The organism is Serratia sp. J2, assembly GCF_046269175.1.
Lineage (GTDB): Bacteria > Pseudomonadota > Gammaproteobacteria > Enterobacterales > Enterobacteriaceae > Chania > Chania fonticola_C.
This window is the reverse complement of record NZ_JBKABN010000020.1, coordinates 61,033-75,819: the sequence shown is the minus strand read 5'-3', so window position 1 is coordinate 75,819 and position 14,787 is coordinate 61,033. Positions and strand designations below refer to the sequence as shown.

16 protein-coding genes are annotated in these 14,787 nt (G+C 55.0%); 9 read left to right on the top strand and 7 right to left on the bottom strand.

What is annotated here, in order from left to right; translation table 11 throughout:
* Positions 1 to 85 precede the first annotated feature (85 nt).
* The 4 genes from ACKWMY_RS19620 (at position 86) to ACKWMY_RS19605 (ending at position 3,410) form a co-directional block, all read left to right on the top strand.
* Positions 86 to 577 carry an FxsA family protein gene (locus ACKWMY_RS19620; protein ID WP_074032280.1) on the top strand — a complete coding sequence of 164 codons (492 nt, stop codon included), beginning with the start codon at positions 86 to 88 and terminating at the stop codon, positions 575 to 577.
* A 196-nt stretch (positions 578 to 773) separates the two neighbouring features.
* Positions 774 to 1,067, top strand: coding sequence for a co-chaperone GroES (locus ACKWMY_RS19615; protein ID WP_004952634.1), 294 nt, complete (start codon positions 774 to 776; stop codon positions 1,065 to 1,067).
* A 48-nt stretch (positions 1,068 to 1,115) separates the two neighbouring features.
* Positions 1,116 to 2,762 carry a chaperonin GroEL gene (gene groL / locus ACKWMY_RS19610; protein ID WP_024484769.1) on the top strand — a complete coding sequence of 549 codons (1,647 nt, stop codon included), beginning with the start codon at positions 1,116 to 1,118 and terminating at the stop codon, positions 2,760 to 2,762.
* Between the two features lie 303 nt (positions 2,763 to 3,065).
* Positions 3,066 to 3,410: a DUF4156 domain-containing protein gene (locus ACKWMY_RS19605; RefSeq protein ID WP_024484770.1), complete on the top strand. Its 345-nt coding sequence runs from the start codon at positions 3,066 to 3,068 to the stop codon at positions 3,408 to 3,410.
* 74 nt (positions 3,411 to 3,484) lie between these two features.
* Here the strand turns inward: ACKWMY_RS19605 and epmB are convergent, their stop codons facing one another.
* A complete protein-coding gene (gene epmB, locus ACKWMY_RS19600) occupies positions 3,485 to 4,513 on the bottom strand; it encodes an EF-P beta-lysylation protein EpmB (protein ID WP_024530203.1) in 1,029 nt (342 codons plus the stop codon).
* A gap of 42 nt (positions 4,514 to 4,555) precedes the next feature.
* Here epmB and efp point away from each other — a divergent pair, with 42 nt between their 5' ends.
* The 4 genes from efp (at position 4,556) to sugE (ending at position 6,066) form a co-directional block, all read left to right on the top strand.
* Positions 4,556 to 5,122: an elongation factor P gene (efp, locus tag ACKWMY_RS19595; protein ID WP_024484772.1), complete on the top strand. Its 567-nt coding sequence runs from the start codon at positions 4,556 to 4,558 to the stop codon at positions 5,120 to 5,122.
* 70 nt (positions 5,123 to 5,192) lie between these two features.
* The gene (locus ACKWMY_RS19590) at positions 5,193 to 5,324 is read left to right on the top strand and encodes an entericidin A/B family lipoprotein (RefSeq protein WP_021807578.1); all 132 of its coding nucleotides are present in this window, start codon (positions 5,193 to 5,195) and stop codon (positions 5,322 to 5,324) included.
* A 120-nt stretch (positions 5,325 to 5,444) separates the two neighbouring features.
* Positions 5,445 to 5,576, top strand: a complete 132-nt coding sequence (locus ACKWMY_RS19585) for an entericidin A/B family lipoprotein (RefSeq protein WP_248946903.1) — start codon at positions 5,445 to 5,447, stop codon at positions 5,574 to 5,576.
* A 172-nt stretch (positions 5,577 to 5,748) separates the two neighbouring features.
* Positions 5,749 to 6,066: a quaternary ammonium compound efflux SMR transporter SugE gene (gene sugE, locus ACKWMY_RS19580; RefSeq protein ID WP_021182101.1), complete on the top strand. Its 318-nt coding sequence runs from the start codon at positions 5,749 to 5,751 to the stop codon at positions 6,064 to 6,066.
* Here the strand turns inward: sugE and blc are convergent.
* The 5 genes from blc to frdA all read right to left on the bottom strand — a co-directional run bounded on the left by blc (position 6,060) and on the right by frdA (position 9,998).
* A complete protein-coding gene (blc, locus tag ACKWMY_RS19575; protein ID WP_409486857.1) occupies positions 6,060 to 6,593 on the bottom strand; it encodes an outer membrane lipoprotein Blc in 534 nt (177 codons plus the stop codon). The two genes, sugE and blc, sit on opposite strands and share 7 nt — an antisense overlap.
* Positions 6,594 to 6,687: 94 nt before the next feature.
* Positions 6,688 to 7,047 carry a fumarate reductase subunit FrdD gene (gene frdD, locus ACKWMY_RS19570; protein WP_021182103.1) on the bottom strand — a complete coding sequence of 120 codons (360 nt, stop codon included), beginning with the start codon at positions 7,045 to 7,047 and terminating at the stop codon, positions 6,688 to 6,690.
* A gap of 12 nt (positions 7,048 to 7,059) precedes the next feature.
* Positions 7,060 to 7,452: a fumarate reductase subunit FrdC gene (frdC, locus tag ACKWMY_RS19565; RefSeq protein WP_021182104.1), complete on the bottom strand. Its 393-nt coding sequence runs from the start codon at positions 7,450 to 7,452 to the stop codon at positions 7,060 to 7,062.
* A 16-nt stretch (positions 7,453 to 7,468) separates the two neighbouring features.
* Entirely contained in the window at positions 7,469 to 8,203 is a 735-nt protein-coding gene (locus ACKWMY_RS19560) for a succinate dehydrogenase/fumarate reductase iron-sulfur subunit (protein ID WP_024484774.1), read from the bottom strand.
* On the bottom strand, positions 8,196 to 9,998 hold the full coding sequence (gene frdA, locus ACKWMY_RS19555; RefSeq protein ID WP_024530199.1) for a fumarate reductase (quinol) flavoprotein subunit: 1,803 nt from the start codon (positions 9,996 to 9,998) through the stop codon (positions 8,196 to 8,198). The genes ACKWMY_RS19560 and frdA overlap by 8 nt, the downstream gene beginning before the upstream one ends.
* A 403-nt stretch (positions 9,999 to 10,401) precedes the next feature.
* On the opposite strand from frdA, the gene epmA reads away from it, so the two are divergent.
* Positions 10,402 to 11,379, top strand: a complete 978-nt coding sequence (gene epmA, locus ACKWMY_RS19550; RefSeq protein WP_021807574.1) for an elongation factor P--(R)-beta-lysine ligase — start codon at positions 10,402 to 10,404, stop codon at positions 11,377 to 11,379.
* 50 nt (positions 11,380 to 11,429) lie between these two features.
* Here epmA and mscM read toward each other — a convergent pair whose 3' ends face one another.
* Complete coding sequence (mscM, locus tag ACKWMY_RS19545) at positions 11,430 to 14,783, bottom strand: miniconductance mechanosensitive channel MscM (protein WP_024530198.1); 3,354 nt, start codon at positions 14,781 to 14,783, stop codon at positions 11,430 to 11,432.
* Positions 14,784 to 14,787 lie beyond the last annotated feature (4 nt).

Sequence of the window (14,787 nt, the reverse complement as noted above, 5' to 3'; positions counted from 1 at the left end):
AGGAAGGTTGGCCGATTAGCGGCCCCATTTATCACGTATGCGCCATCGGGCGGGTACGCCGACTCTACCTAGAGGAGAGAACCAGGTGCGCTGGTTACCGTTATTGCTGATATTTCTACTGGCTTACATAGAGATATCCTTGTTTATTAAAGTTGCCGCCGTGTTCGGCGTGGCAATGACGCTGCTGCTGGTGGTGTTTACCTCCTGCGTCGGCGTTTCCCTGGTGCGTAATCAGGGCATGAAGACCTTTGTGCAGATGCAACAGAAGCTGGCGGCGGGCGAAAGCCCGGCAGCGGAGATGGTGAAAAGCGTTTCTCTGGTGCTGGCGGGGTTCCTGCTGGTGATACCGGGCTTCTTCACCGATTTCCTTGGCCTGTTGCTGCTGTTACCTCCGGTGCAGAAATCGCTGACGCTGAAGCTGATGCCGCATCTTGCCGTTTATCGCCCAGGCGGTTGGGGCCAGAATGGTGGAGCCGCCAACGGCAATACCTTCGACGGTGAATTCCAGCGCAAGCAAGACGACCGCTACACCTTGGATCATCAACCCGACGAGCACGACAAGCGTGACGATCGCTGATAATTCCCCCAAACGCGGCCAATCGGCCGCGTTTTTGCTAGTGGCGTTCACCGTAGGCCATCAAATCGAAAATTTTTTTGCTGCTGCCCCTTGAAGGGGGATGGAACGCCCCCATTTCAAATCCCACGGAGCCGGTATCAATAATCCGGCGGACAACCCTAAATCTGATAGAAACCTTCTTACAGGAGAGCGTTCAATGAGTATTCGTCCATTGCATGACCGCGTTATCGTCAAGCGCAAAGAAGTTGAATCAAAATCTGCTGGCGGCATCGTTCTGACTGGCTCTGCAGCGGGTAAATCTACTCGTGGTGAAGTGGTAGCCGTTGGTAAAGGACGTGTTCTGGAAAGCGGCAACATCCAGCCGCTGGATGTGAAAGTAGGCGACATCGTGATTTTCAACGACGGTTACGGCGTGAAAGCAGAGAAGATCGACAATGAAGAAGTGTTGATCATGTCCGAAAGCGACATTCTGGCAATTGTTGAAGCGTAATAACGCTTTATAAATCTTCTGAACTGAACGAGTTGAAGGGAAATACCAATGGCAGCTAAAGACGTAAAATTCGGCAATGACGCTCGCGTGAAGATGCTCCGCGGTGTGAATGTTCTCGCTGATGCAGTAAAAGTGACTCTGGGCCCGAAAGGCCGCAACGTAGTGCTGGATAAATCCTTCGGCGCTCCTACCATCACCAAAGATGGCGTATCTGTTGCTCGTGAAATCGAACTGGAAGACAAGTTCGAGAACATGGGTGCACAAATGGTGAAAGAAGTTGCCTCTAAAGCGAACGACGCTGCGGGCGACGGTACCACCACTGCAACCGTACTGGCTCAATCCATCATCACCGAAGGCCTGAAAGCTGTGGCTGCCGGCATGAACCCGATGGACCTGAAGCGCGGTATCGACAAAGCGGTTATCGCTGCGGTTGAAGAACTGAAAAAACTTTCTGTACCTTGCTCTGACTCCAAAGCTATCGCTCAGGTTGGCACCATCTCTGCAAACTCCGACGAAACCGTGGGTAAACTGATTGCAGAAGCGATGGAGAAAGTGGGTAAAGAAGGCGTGATCACCGTTGAAGAAGGCACCGGCCTGCAAGACGAGCTGGACGTGGTTGAAGGTATGCAGTTCGATCGCGGCTACCTGTCTCCATACTTCATCAACAAGCCAGAAACCGGTTCTATCGAGCTGGAAAGCCCGTTCATCCTGCTGGCTGACAAGAAAATCTCCAACATCCGTGAAATGCTGCCAGTGCTGGAAGCCGTTGCGAAAGCGGGCAAACCACTGCTGATCATTGCTGAAGATGTTGAAGGCGAAGCATTGGCGACCCTGGTGGTTAACACCATGCGTGGCATCGTGAAAGTGGCTGCAGTTAAAGCACCTGGCTTCGGCGACCGTCGTAAAGCCATGCTGCAAGACATCGCTACCCTGACTGCCGGTACCGTGATCTCTGAAGAGATCGGTCTGGAGCTGGAAAAAGCTACCCTGGAAGATCTGGGTCAGGCAAAACGTATCGTGATCAACAAAGACACCACCATCATCATCGATGGTGTGGGCGACGAAACCACCATTCAGGGTCGCGTTTCCCAGATCCGTCAGCAGATCGAAGAAGCGACCTCTGACTACGATCGTGAAAAACTGCAAGAGCGTGTTGCTAAACTGGCTGGCGGCGTTGCCGTTATCAAAGTTGGCGCCGCAACTGAAGTTGAAATGAAAGAGAAGAAAGCCCGCGTTGAAGATGCCCTGCACGCTACCCGTGCTGCGGTAGAAGAAGGCGTGGTTGCTGGCGGTGGCGTAGCGCTGATCCGTGTAGCAGACAAAATTTCTGGCCTGAAAGGCGATAACGAAGACCAGAACGTGGGTATCAAAGTTGCCCTGCGTGCGATGGAATCTCCACTGCGTCAGATCGTGATCAACGCCGGTGAAGAAGCTTCTGTGATTGCCAACAAGGTGAAAGCAGGCGAAGGCAGCTTCGGCTACAACGCTTACACCGAAGAATACGGCGACATGATCGCGATGGGTATCCTGGATCCAACTAAAGTGACCCGTTCTGCTCTGCAGTACGCGGCCTCTGTAGCTGGCCTGATGATCACCACCGAGTGCATGATCACTGACTTGCCGAAAGAAGACAAGTTAGACATGGGTGGCGCTGGTGGTATGGGCGGCATGGGTGGTATGGGCGGAATGATGTAATTCCCCTCACCTCTGTGAGCTAACCACAAAACCCGGCTTCGGCCGGGTTTTTTTATTCCTTTCTTCTGTGCGGGGGCTGATTGTTGCGCCCATTTTTTCATCGTCAGCCGCTACTGATGCGTCAGTGCTGAATTTGATGATATTTTTGCAGACCGTATCTATTAAGCGTGTAAACTGATAGTTCATCAGCTGTCGCTCAAGACGTTGACCAGGCACCAGTGGCCGGTGGCAACGGATGCTTAAGAGATGGCAACGCTTTCTGATAAGCTTTTGCGTAATTCTCAACATCATATGGGGAACAAGATGCGGATTAAAGCCTTACTGGGTCTATCGGCAGCGCTGCTGCTGGCAGGGTGCAGCAGCACCAATGAACTGACCGCCGCAGGTCAACAGGTCAAATTTACCGACACCAAGCCTGCTGCAGAATGTCAGTTGGTAGGCGAAGTCACTGGCACTCAAAGCAACTGGCTGTCGGGGAGTGGTGGTGAGGGCAGCTCCATGCGTGGCGCGGCCAATGATCTGCGCAACAAGGCAGCGGCAATGGGTGGCAACGTGATTTACGGTGCGACTAGCCCAAGCCAGAACCTGCTTTCAAGTTTTGCGCCGCTGGACAGCAAAATGATCGGCCAGGTGTATAAGTGCCCGTAACGCTGGCATAAGCACCCGTATAAAACAAAAGAGGAATGCCAAGGCATTCCTCTTTTTGCGTTCATGTAGGGCACTCAGCTTTGCGTCAGGCGCAGATCCAACGGCGTTTTGCTGGGTTCACCGCCGACTTCACGGGTCAGGCGGGGTACCAGATAGCCGGAAACCTTGCTCAGCAAACTTTTCACGATCGCGCGAGCCTCGTCATCGCTGACCATAAAGTGGGCCGCGCCCTGCACCTTATCCAACACGTGGAGGTAATAGGGCAGGATCCCCGCATCAAACAGGGCGTTACTCAGCGTTGCCAGCGTATCCGCGTTATCATTGATCCCTCGTAGCAGCACGCTTTGGTTCAGCAGCGTCACTCCGGCGCTACGCAACTGTGCCATACTGGCGCGCAGCGGTGGGTCAATCTCGTTGGCATGATTGATATGGGTAACCATCAGCACCTGCAGGCGCGATGCCGAGAAGCGTTGGCATAGCGTAGCGGTGATGCGGGCGGGGATCACCACTGGCAAGCGGGTATGAATACGCAGGCGTTTGAGGTGTGGGATGGCCTCCAGTTCCCCGATCAGCCAATCCAGTTCATGGTCTTTGGCCATCAGCGGATCGCCCCCGGAGAAAATAATTTCATCCAGTTCCGGGTGTTGACGGATATACTCCAACGCTTGAAGCCAGTTTGCCTTGTTGCCCTGGTTCTCCTGATAGGGGAAATGACGGCGGAAACAGTAGCGGCAGTTAACCGCACAGCCGCCTTTTACCAACAGCAAGGCACGGTTGCGATACTTGTGCAGCAACCCCGGCACCACGCTGCGCTGTTCATCCAGCGGATCGGTCGTGAAGCCTGGGGCATCGATGAATTCTGCGCTGGCGGTGAGTACCTGGCGCAGTAGCGGGTCATTGGCATCACCAGGTTGCATACGCGCGGCAAAGGCTCGCGGCACGCGTAGCGCAAACAGGCGACGTGCATCGCGCCCCTGTGGCAGTTCCGGGTGCGTATTTAGTGACAGAAGCTGCAGTAATTCATCGGGGTCGGTAATAACATCGGCGAGTTGATGCAACCAATCTTCTCTATGCGCCGTGTTTTGGGTTATAATGTGTGCCATTTTTTTGGCTAAGCTACCAGTTTAAATTTTCAGAGGGCCATCATGGCGACTTATTCTAGCAACGATTTCCGTCCGGGTCTTAAAATCATGTTCGAAGGCGAACCTTACGCTGTTGAATCCAGCGAGTTCGTCAAACCAGGTAAAGGCCAGGCTTTTGCGCGTGTAAAAATGCGTCGTCTGCTGACCGGCACCCGCGTTGAAAAAACCTTTAAGTCTACCGACTCTTGTGAAGGCGCGGACGTGGTAGATACCAACATGAACTACCTGTACAACGACGGTGAGTTCTATCACTTCATGCACCCTGAGACTTTTGAACAGCATCAGGTTGAAGAGAAAACCGTTTCTGACGTGGCTAAGTGGCTGCAGGACAATGCGGAATGTATCGTCACCCTGTGGGATGGCCGTCCTATCGCTGTGCTGCCACCGAACTTTATCGAAGCAGAGATCACTGATACCGATCCAGGCCTGAAAGGCGATACCGCAGGTACCGGCGGCAAGCCAGCAACCCTGAGCACCGGCGCAGTGGTTAAAGTGCCATTGTTCGTGCAGATTGGCGAAGTGATCAAGGTTGACACCCGCTCTGGCGAATATGTCTCCCGCGTTAAATAAGTTTCAACAAAGAGGAACCCCCCGTGGTTCCTCTTTGTTATCCCTTCCCGTCACACGTTGGCAGATCCACATGATGAAGAAAACGCTGTTAGCCGTGGTCTCTTTGTTGTTGTTGATGTCCCTCAGCGGCTGTAATACCTTCCGTGGTTTTGGTGAAGACGTTCAACACCTCGGTGGCGCGATTTCCCGCAGCGCTAGCTGATATCAATTAGCGCCATTAATCGGATGATACAGAAAAGTCCGTTTATTCCTGCAACCCCCCTGATTTTTACTACGCTTAGAGAGCCATACTTTTTCACTAATAACGAATAAGGGTAATCTTATGCTGAAGAAAAGTATTATCGCCATTTTCTCTTTGTTGATCCTGTCATCGCTGGTGGGCTGCAATACCACTGCTGGCGTGGGCAAAGATGTTGAGGCCGGTGGCAAGGCTATCCAGCGTAGCGCAGAGTAATTTCCTTTGGGTTCAATGGTATTCCACGGCAACGTTTAATTTCCCTTACCGTGGAATGCCTAGTTAATCGTCTTGTTTGTTGTATAATAAACGTCTTCAATCAGCCAAGTGGGACGACCCGCCTGCGCTTCTGTTGTCTGGGGACGACCCCATCAGTTCTGGAGCCAGTGTCATGGCATGGATCATTTTGCTTTTTGCGGGCCTGTTAGAGGTCGTCTGGGCTATTGGCCTGAAATACACCCACGGTTTTACCCGTTTGACCCCCAGTTTGATTACCGTCGCCGCGATGGTGGTGAGCATGGTGTTGCTGGCGCACGCCATGAAAACGTTGCCTGCGGGCACGGCTTACGCCGTGTGGACCGGGATTGGGGCGGTGGGCGCGGCGGTAATGGGCATGGTGCTGCTCGGTGAGTCGACCAACATCATGCGTATTCTCAGCCTGTGCCTGATCGTGGCCGGGATCCTGGGGCTAAAATTCAGCAGTCAATGAGTGGGCTGCTGATTGACCCAGATTAACGCTTCGGTATCAAAGCCGTAGCCCTTGGCAATTTGCACCAGTCTGTCGCGCGTGGCGGCGTCCAACGTCGGCGTGCGCGACAATATCCACAGATAGTCGCGGTTTGGGCCACAAACCAGCGCATAACGGTACTCCGGATCGAGTTCGATGACGTTATAGCCGCCATAGAAAGGGCCGAAGAATGAGACTTTCAGCGAGGCCGTCTGCGGCGAGCCGATAAAGTACGCCTTGCCTTCGCTCTCCTGCCACTGCTGTTTTTTGCTATCGAAACCCCGGTTAATCACCTTCAGACCGCCGTCTGTGCGCGGGCTATAATTGGCTGTAACCTGCTCCAGGCCTCTTTCAAAGCGATGATCCAGACGCGCGATTTCATACCAGGTACCCAGATAGCGTTTGCTATCGAAGTCATCTACGACCTTGACGTCCTTCGGGGGTGTCACGCTGCAGGCAACGGAAACGAGGGCGGATAATATGACGCAAAGTTTTGACCAAAAACGCATGAGTGACTCCTGTTTACCGGTATCAGATAGACAGTGTAGTCGACAGGGGGGGATAGCGGAATAGGCGGCCAACGGGAGTTGGCCGCCAGAGGTTTTACAGCGTGACGACCCCGATCAGGGTAACGACGCTCAGGATAGCTGCCAAGCCGTAGAACACCCATTTGCCTGCAGGCACGTGGATTTTCAGATCGTGCATGGCATGGTGGATACGGTGTAGCCCGCACCACAATGGCAAAATAATCATCAGCAGCAGGAACAAGCGGCCGATCCAGCTTTGGCAAAACGCCAGGACGCGCTCATAACCTAAAGCTTCGCCGGGGAACAGGCCGAGTGGCAGCAGGATGCCGACCAGCAGCACGATAGCCGGAGCAACGATCGCTCCCCACATACCGCCAGCACCAAATAATCCCCAGAAAACCGGCTCGTCAGAGCGCTTAGGTGATTGATTTATCATGTTTCCTCCGGATTACAGTAACGCTACGGCGAGAATGATCACGGTGACGACGATCGTCACTGCCCACAGCGCCTTAACGATTGGCTCCGGCCCCATTTTCTCGCTGTTGACGACGATATTGGCGGCTTTCGGTGCCAGATCGAACCAGGTTTTGGTATGCAGCGCGGCGGCCAGTAGGGCGATGATGTTAATCAGCAACACCAGCGGGTTTTGCAGGAAGCCGACAAACCCGGCCCAGCTTTCAGGGCCGCCCTTCAGGGCAAAGACGCCGTAGATCAGCACGATGCTGAACCACACCGCCAGCACGGAAGTGCCTTCACGTAGCATGTAGAAACGATAGAAACCCAGCTTTTGCCACCAGGTTGGCGTCATGGTACGCACATAGGGCTTACGTTGTGTTGTCATTGCTGTCTCCCCTCCCTTATTGCGGTTTCAGCATTGCGATCATGAAGTCTTTGGCACTCTCTACCTTGCCCTGCTGGATCGCAGCGGCCGGGTCGACGTGTTTTGGACAGACTTCAGAGCAGTAGCCAACAAACGTACAGGACCAGACACCGTTCTGGCCGTTAAGCAGCGGCATACGCTGTTTCTTGCCGTGGTCGCGGTTATCCAGGTTGTAACGGTGCGCCAGCGTAATCGCCGCCGGGCCGATGAACTCCTGATTCAGGCCGAACTGTGGGCAAGCGGCATAGCACAGGCCACAGTTGATGCAGCCGGAGAACTGGTGATACTTCGCCATTTGCGCCGGGGTCTGCACGTTCGGGCCATCTTCCGGTTTGCGATCGTTGCCGATGATATAAGGCTTAATCGCTTCCAGACTCTCGATAAAGTGGGTCATATCCACCACCAGATCGCGCTCGATCGGGAAGTTGCCCAACGCCTCAACCTTCATGCCATCGGTATATTCACGCAGGAAGGTTTTACAGGCCAGCTTAGGCACGCGGTTGACCATCATGCCGCAAGAGCCACAGATGGCCATACGGCACGACCAGCGGTAGGACAGGTCTGGCGCCAGGTTATCTTTGATATAACCCAGTGCGTCCAGCAGCGAAGTCTGCTCATCGTAAGGCACGCTGAAGGTCTCGAAATGCGGCTCGGCGTCGCGTTCCGGGTTATAGCGCATGACCTCGATTTTCAGGGTTTTCAGCTCAGCCATTCGCCTGCTCCTTATCCTTTCTCTCTTTGTCCTGCGCTTCGGCTGCGGCGCCATAAACACGCTTGGCCGGTGGCAGTTTGGTAATTTTCACGTCGCTGTACTCCAGGCGTGGTACACCGTTCGGGTTATGGAACGCCAGCGTATGTTTCAGGAAGTTCACGTCGTCACGCTCGGTGCAACCTTCGTCGAGACGCTGGTGTGCGCCGCGAGATTCTTTACGGTTGAAGGCCGAGTGCGCCATACATTCGGCAACGTCCAGGCCATAGCCCAGCTCGATGGTGTACAGCAGATCGGTGTTGAACACGCTGGAGTTGTCGGTAATTTTGACGCGCTTGAAGCGCTCTTTCAGCTCCGCCAGCTTATCGATGGTTTTCTGCATCAGCTCCGGCGTACGGTAGATACCACAGCCTTCTTCCATCGACAGACCCATTTCATCGCGGATCTTCGACCAGTTCTCGCTACCTTCCTGCTTCATCAGGTTGCTGAGGCGGGTTTCCACGTCGCGGCCTTGTGCTTCCAAAGCGCTGCCGTTGGCCGGGCCACTTTCCAGTGCGCGGCGGGCTGCGTGTTCACCTGCCACACGCCCAAACACCACCAGCTCAGCCAGCGAGTTGGAACCCAGGCGGTTCGCGCCGTGCAGGCCAACCGAGGAACATTCGCCGACGGCGAACAGGCCTTTGATGCGGGTTTCACAGTTCTGATCGGTTTCGATACCGCCCATGGTGTAGTGTGCGGTTGGGCGTACCGGGATTGGATCCTTAACGGGATCGACCCCCACGTAAGCTTTCGACAGTTCACAGATGAACGGCAGACGCTCCAGCAGTTTCTTCTCGCCCAGGTGGCGCAGATCCAGATAGACCACGTCGCCGCGCGGGGTGGCGATGGTGCGGCCAGCACGCCACTCATGCCAGAAAGCCTGTGACACTTTGTCACGTGGGCCCAGTTCCATATATTTGTTTCTTGGCTCGCCCAGCGGGGTTTCCGGGCCCATGCCGTAGTCTTGCAGATAACGGTAGCCGTCTTTGTTAACCAGAATACCGCCTTCACCGCGGCAGCCTTCGGTCATCAGGATGCCTGAGCCTGGCAGGCCGGTTGGGTGATATTGCACGAACTCCATGTCGCGCAGTGGCACGCCGTGGTGGAACGCCATCCCCATACCGTCGCCGGTGACGATGCCGCCGTTGGTGTTATAGCGATAAACACGGCCTGCACCGCCGGTGGCCATGATGACCGCGTTGGCACGGATCTGCACGCGGGTGCCTTCCATCATGTTCATGGCAACCACGCCGCGCGCCTGGCCATCATCTACCAGTACGTCCAGCACGAAGTGCTCATCGAACCGTTGGATTTGCGGGTACTTCAGCGAAGTCTGGAACAGGGTGTGCAGCATGTGGAAGCCGGTTTTATCGGCGGCAAACCAGGTACGTTCAATCTTCATGCCGCCAAAGCGGCGCACGTTGATCGAACCGTCTGGCTTACGGCTCCATGGGCAGCCCCATTGCTCCAACTGGGCCATTTCACGTGGGCAGCTGTGAACAAAGTGATCGACCACATCCTGCTCACACAGCCAGTCGCCACCGGCTACGGTGTCCTGGAAGTGATAGTCGTAGCTGTCGTGATCCTGAGTGACTGCGGCGGAGCCTCCCTCGGCGGCTACCGTGTGGCTACGCATCGGATAGACTTTAGATATCAGCGCGATTTTCAGTTGGGGATTGGCTTCCGCGGCGGCTATAGCGGCCCGTAAACCAGCTCCCCCGGCACCAATGATGGCTAGGTCGGCGTTAAAGGTTTGCACTGCACTCCTCCAATGTTCTCGTTAAAACGACAATTTAATTAATCTATGCTTAATATTTATAAAGGTGCTTCGGGTGCTAAGCTAAATTCAGTGACTTTTTAAACTAAACACTAAGGATAGATAACTGCTACCGAATATAGGGTTATCACTATACCTAAAGTTAAGTAGTAGAAATTTGATGTGATCGATTGTTTTGCCTTTTAACCGTTACGCAAGAGGCATTCCTGCAAAAATAAGGTGTTGCCTCGCCTTTGTCTTTGATTAGCGTGATTGTCGGTGGTTTATATGGCTTATATGTTTTTTATGATTTTAATGTAGACCAGCGCACACAATAGCCAAGAATTTGTTTGCATGAGAGGATGCGAGTAGACTGCACCCCCTGTTTGATTTCGGAGTAATTACCATGAGCGAAACGGCAAGCTGGCAGCCAAGTGCACCCATCGCCAATTTGTTGAAACGCGCAGCGATACTGGCTGAGATCCGGCGTTTCTTTGCCGATCGTGGCGTATTGGAGGTTGAGACCCCGGCGATGAGCCAGGCGACAGTCACCGACATCCACCTGGTCCCGTTCCAGACGCGCTTCGTCGGCCCAGGCGCGGCAGATGGCCTGACGCTGTACATGATGACCAGCCCGGAATACCACATGAAGCGTCTGCTGGCGGCAGGGAGTGGCCCGATCTATCAGCTGGGACGCAGCTTCCGTAATGAAGAAGCGGGGCGGCATCACAACCCTGAATTCACCATGCTGGAATGGTATCGCCCGCACTATGATATGTATCGCCTGATGAACGAGGTGGACGATCTGCTGCAACAGGTACTGGACTGCGACAGTGCCGAAACCCTGTCCTATCAGCAGGCGTTTCTGCGCCATCTGGATCTCGATCCGCTGTCGGCGGAGAAGGCGCAGCTGCGCGAGGCTGCGGCCAAGCTCGATCTGAGCAACATTGCCGATACGGAAGAAGATCGCGATACCTTGCTGCAACTGCTGTTTACCGTGGGTGTCGAACCCCATATCGGCCGTGATAAACCGGCATTCGTTTACCACTTCCCGGCATCACAGGCCTCGTTGGCAGAGATCAGCACCGAAGATCACCGTGTCGCAGAGCGGTTTGAGGTTTATTTCAAAGGCCTTGAGTTGGCGAATGGTTTTCGCGAGTTGACCGACGGCGATGAGCAGCGCCAGCGCTTTACCCAGGACAATCGCAAACGCGTGGCGCGTGGCTTGCCGGAGCACCCGATTGATAACAACCTGCTGGATGCTTTGAAGCATGGCATGCCGGAGTGTGCTGGCGTGGCATTGGGCGTCGATCGTTTGGTGATGCTGGCGTTGGGAGCCGAAAGCCTGAGCGAAGTGATCGCGTTTCCGGTCAGCCGGGCATAACGTTTTCGCCTCCATGAAAAAGGGTTCGGCTTACCGAACCCTTTTTGCTTTTATAGCCCGCCTGACTCGCGGCGTGTATTGCGCGGTGGGGTTGAAGGCGGCGTGCGGCCATTACTGGTCATGCGCGACAGCGTCTCGGTGCGAACCTGGAACGGTGGGTATGGCAGCGTGATGCCGTGTTCACGGTAACCCGCCAGGATCAACTGGTGGATCTCATGGCGTAACGGCATGCGGTGGCCCATTTCGGCAGCATAGATACGCAGTTCGAAGATCTGAATACCCTGTTGCAGATCGACCAGATAGGCTTCCGGTGTGGGGTTATCCAGCACCAGTGAGCAACGTTCGGCCGAGTCGATCAGGATCTTGGTCACTTCTTCCGTATTCGCCTCTGCCGGTGCCGGGACGGTCAGCACCACACGGGTCAGCGTGTCCGACAGCGACCAGTTGATAAACTGTTCGGTGATAAAGGCCTTGTTAGGCACGATAATCTCTTTGCGATCCCAGTCTGAAATGGTAGTGGCACGAGTATTGATCTTGGTGACGGTGCCTGTCAGGTTACGGATCGTCACCGTATCGCCGATGCGGATCGGTTTTTCAAACAGAATGATCAGGCCTGAAATAAAGTTGGAGAAGATCTCCTGCATACCAAAGCCCAAGCCCACGCTGAGCGCGGTGACCACCCATTGCAGTTTCGACCACTCGATACCGATCCAGGAAAAGCTGAGGATCGCCCCGAACAGCAGTAACAGGTATTTGGTGATGGTGGTAATGGCGTAGCCGGTGCCGGGCGTCAGATCCAGGTGCTGCAACACCGCCAACTCGAGCAACGCTGGCAGGTTACGCACTAGCTGCATGGTGACGATCAGTACCAGAATGGCGATCAGCAGTGCCCCCAAGGTGATTGGCTGAGCGATATCAATGCCATTCACCGTGGAGTTGACATCCCAGAGCTTGATATTTTCCAGGAAGCCGAAGGCCGAGTGGATCTCTGACCACAGGACGATCACCGAGACCAGTGCCACCATCGTCAGGATCGAACGCACCAACCTCAGCGACTGGGCGCTGATGGCATCCAGATCGATTTCCGTCTCATCCACCTCAATCGCACCTTCGATGCTGTTCGGGGTATGTGAGGATTCTTCTTCGCCTTTGGCACGTTGCGCCAGGATATCGGCACGGCGCTGTTTGGCACGGTCAAAGGCGATGCGGCGGCGTTGGATCAGCATCCAGCGGCGGATAATGTGGTAAATCACCAACAGCAGGAACCAGATGGCAACCGAGGTCTCCAGGCGTGCCAGCAGTTTCTGTGCGGTGGTCAGATAGCCGACGGTGGAAGCCAGAGCGGCAATCAGCGGTGCGGAAAGCAACAGCCCCCACAACGCGGTATTAATCAGGTTTTCGCCGGAGCCCTTGTTATCCAGATACAGTGGAATACCGGCGCGCTTCAAGCTGTTGGTGACCAGCGCCAGCGCAAGACAGAGCAGAATGAAGCACAGGCGGCCAAGGGTATTGGCGAATTCGCGATCGTTGAGATTGTCGAAAGTGATCAGCGCCATAATCAACGGCACGATCAGCCAGATCGACATCTGGTAATAACGCATGGCGCGAGAAACCTGTTTCACCGGCCAGCGAAAATGCACGATGAACAACCCTTGCGGATGGGCGAAGGCGGCGCTGATCATACAGATCCACAGCACTGGCAGCGTGGCGGTGACGCCCTCACCGATGGCGACAGCAACCGGATACGGCCAGGCATTTTGCAAGCCGAAGCCCAGCGCTGCCCACAATACCGGCAGCGGTAAGGCCACCAGGATCGACCAAAATACGGTACGCAACGTCAGCAGGAATTCATCTTGCGTGACCTTGCCTACTCTGCTGCTGGCCCGTGCCAGAAACGCATGGTAATGCTTACGCGAACTGATGCTGAAAATCACCAACAGCACCGCGCCAAACAGCGGGATCAAGGTTTCCCGGCTAGTGACCATCATCACGAAGGCGCCACTGAGCTGCGTCAGGGTATCCAGTGACAATACACGGGTCAGATCCTGTGCCACATTGAGCGGATACGACAGGGTGATAGGGCTGATGTCTGGCACCCAGAACAGGTAACGGTGCGCTGCATCCTGAATTTCGTTCAGCGCATCAACCAACTGGGTGTTGGCCACCTTCAGCTTGGTCAGCTCAAGGATCTGGGTATCGCAGCCGGACAGCAGCGAATTCAACAGATCACGCTGGGTGCGTAGCTGGGCATCGACGATACGCTGCTGGGCGCTGGTCAGCGGGCTACCGTCATCTTGTTTAAACTCTTTGGCTCGCTGTGGCAGGCTTTCCAGTTGGTTTTCAAAATTCAGGCGTTGAACGCGCAAATCGGCCATGGCGCTGTCCAACTGCCGGGGTTTTGGCATTTCTGGCAAGATGGCGACCTGGGCGCGCAGGGTTTCCCCCAGCGCAGTAGAGGCGCTCAACCATTGGGACTGCTCAATGATGGTGCTCAACGCCTGGCGTACCTGCAGCGTTTGTGCGGCGGCCTGGCGCTGTTGGGAAGAGATCAGATCCATCTGTTGCGCCTGATCGTTCAGCGCAGCAGAAAGTTCACGGTTGATTTGCAACTGCTTGCGCAGGCTGGCGGGTAAATCGCCATTCTGCTCGGCCAATTGCTCGGTTTTTTCCAGCGCCCGTTCCGCTTCTCGCTGGCGTTGGCTGTTGAGGTTGTTACGTAGCGCCTGTAACTGGACATCAATTTTTTCATGCCGCGTTTTGTAGACATCGGCACGCATCCGCGCCAGTTCCTGGCGGTTATTGGCCGAGAGTTGAGCCAGGTCCAGCTCATCCACTTTCGCTTTACGTGCCGCTGCCTCTGCCTGTAACAGGGCAAGCTGCGCCAGTGCCAATGGCGTGGTTTGGTTATTGCCCTGAGCCTGTAGGCGGCGCTGAACTTCCGTTAACGCTCGCCGGGCTTCGGTTTGTTGCTGTGGCAGTTGGCTGAGAGAGTCGCTGATCTCGCGTGTCCGGTCCTGCTCCTGTTGCAACAGGCGGGCCTGTTCCAGCAGTTGACTGCTGGTTTGCAGAATTAACTGTTCCAGATCGCTGGCGGGCAGGTTTTCGCCGTTGGGCAGGATTTTGGTTTCTTCGAGGGTGAGCTGGCGACGCAGCTCCTGCGTCATTTTCGGGAAATCGTCAATAACCCGCTGATACTGCTGTGAATTTTCCTGCGACTCTTTGCGTTCGGTGAGCCAGTTGATGGCGCTTTGCAGCGCCTCAACCACTTCCGCCTGATTAGGCGCGTTTTTATTGCCCTCGGCCAGCTTCAGTTCTTGCCGTAACTGGGACTCGTTGGGGATCGCGGCGGCGAGAACCGGCTGGATCAGTAGCAGGCTGAGCAATAAAGCGATAATCAGGCGCACAGCA

Coding starts and splice junctions, on each gene's coding strand:
- ACKWMY_RS19615 (WP_004952634.1), top strand. CDS start 774: ATGAGTATTCGTCCATTGCATGACCGCGTTATCGTCAAGCGCAAAGAA.
- groL (WP_024484769.1), top strand. CDS start 1,116: ATGGCAGCTAAAGACGTAAAATTCGGCAATGACGCTCGCGTGAAGATG.
- ACKWMY_RS19605 (WP_024484770.1), top strand. CDS start 3,066: ATGCGGATTAAAGCCTTACTGGGTCTATCGGCAGCGCTGCTGCTGGCA.
- epmB (WP_024530203.1), bottom strand. CDS start 4,513: ATGGCACACATTATAACCCAAAACACGGCGCATAGAGAAGATTGGTTG.
- efp (WP_024484772.1), top strand. CDS start 4,556: ATGGCGACTTATTCTAGCAACGATTTCCGTCCGGGTCTTAAAATCATG.
- ACKWMY_RS19590 (WP_021807578.1), top strand. CDS start 5,193: ATGATGAAGAAAACGCTGTTAGCCGTGGTCTCTTTGTTGTTGTTGATG.
- ACKWMY_RS19585 (WP_248946903.1), top strand. CDS start 5,445: ATGCTGAAGAAAAGTATTATCGCCATTTTCTCTTTGTTGATCCTGTCA.
- sugE (WP_021182101.1), top strand. CDS start 5,749: ATGGCATGGATCATTTTGCTTTTTGCGGGCCTGTTAGAGGTCGTCTGG.
- blc (WP_409486857.1), bottom strand. CDS start 6,593: ATGCGTTTTTGGTCAAAACTTTGCGTCATATTATCCGCCCTCGTTTCC.
- frdD (WP_021182103.1), bottom strand. CDS start 7,047: ATGATAAATCAATCACCTAAGCGCTCTGACGAGCCGGTTTTCTGGGGA.
- frdC (WP_021182104.1), bottom strand. CDS start 7,452: ATGACAACACAACGTAAGCCCTATGTGCGTACCATGACGCCAACCTGG.
- ACKWMY_RS19560 (WP_024484774.1), bottom strand. CDS start 8,203: ATGGCTGAGCTGAAAACCCTGAAAATCGAGGTCATGCGCTATAACCCG.
- epmA (WP_021807574.1), top strand. CDS start 10,402: ATGAGCGAAACGGCAAGCTGGCAGCCAAGTGCACCCATCGCCAATTTG.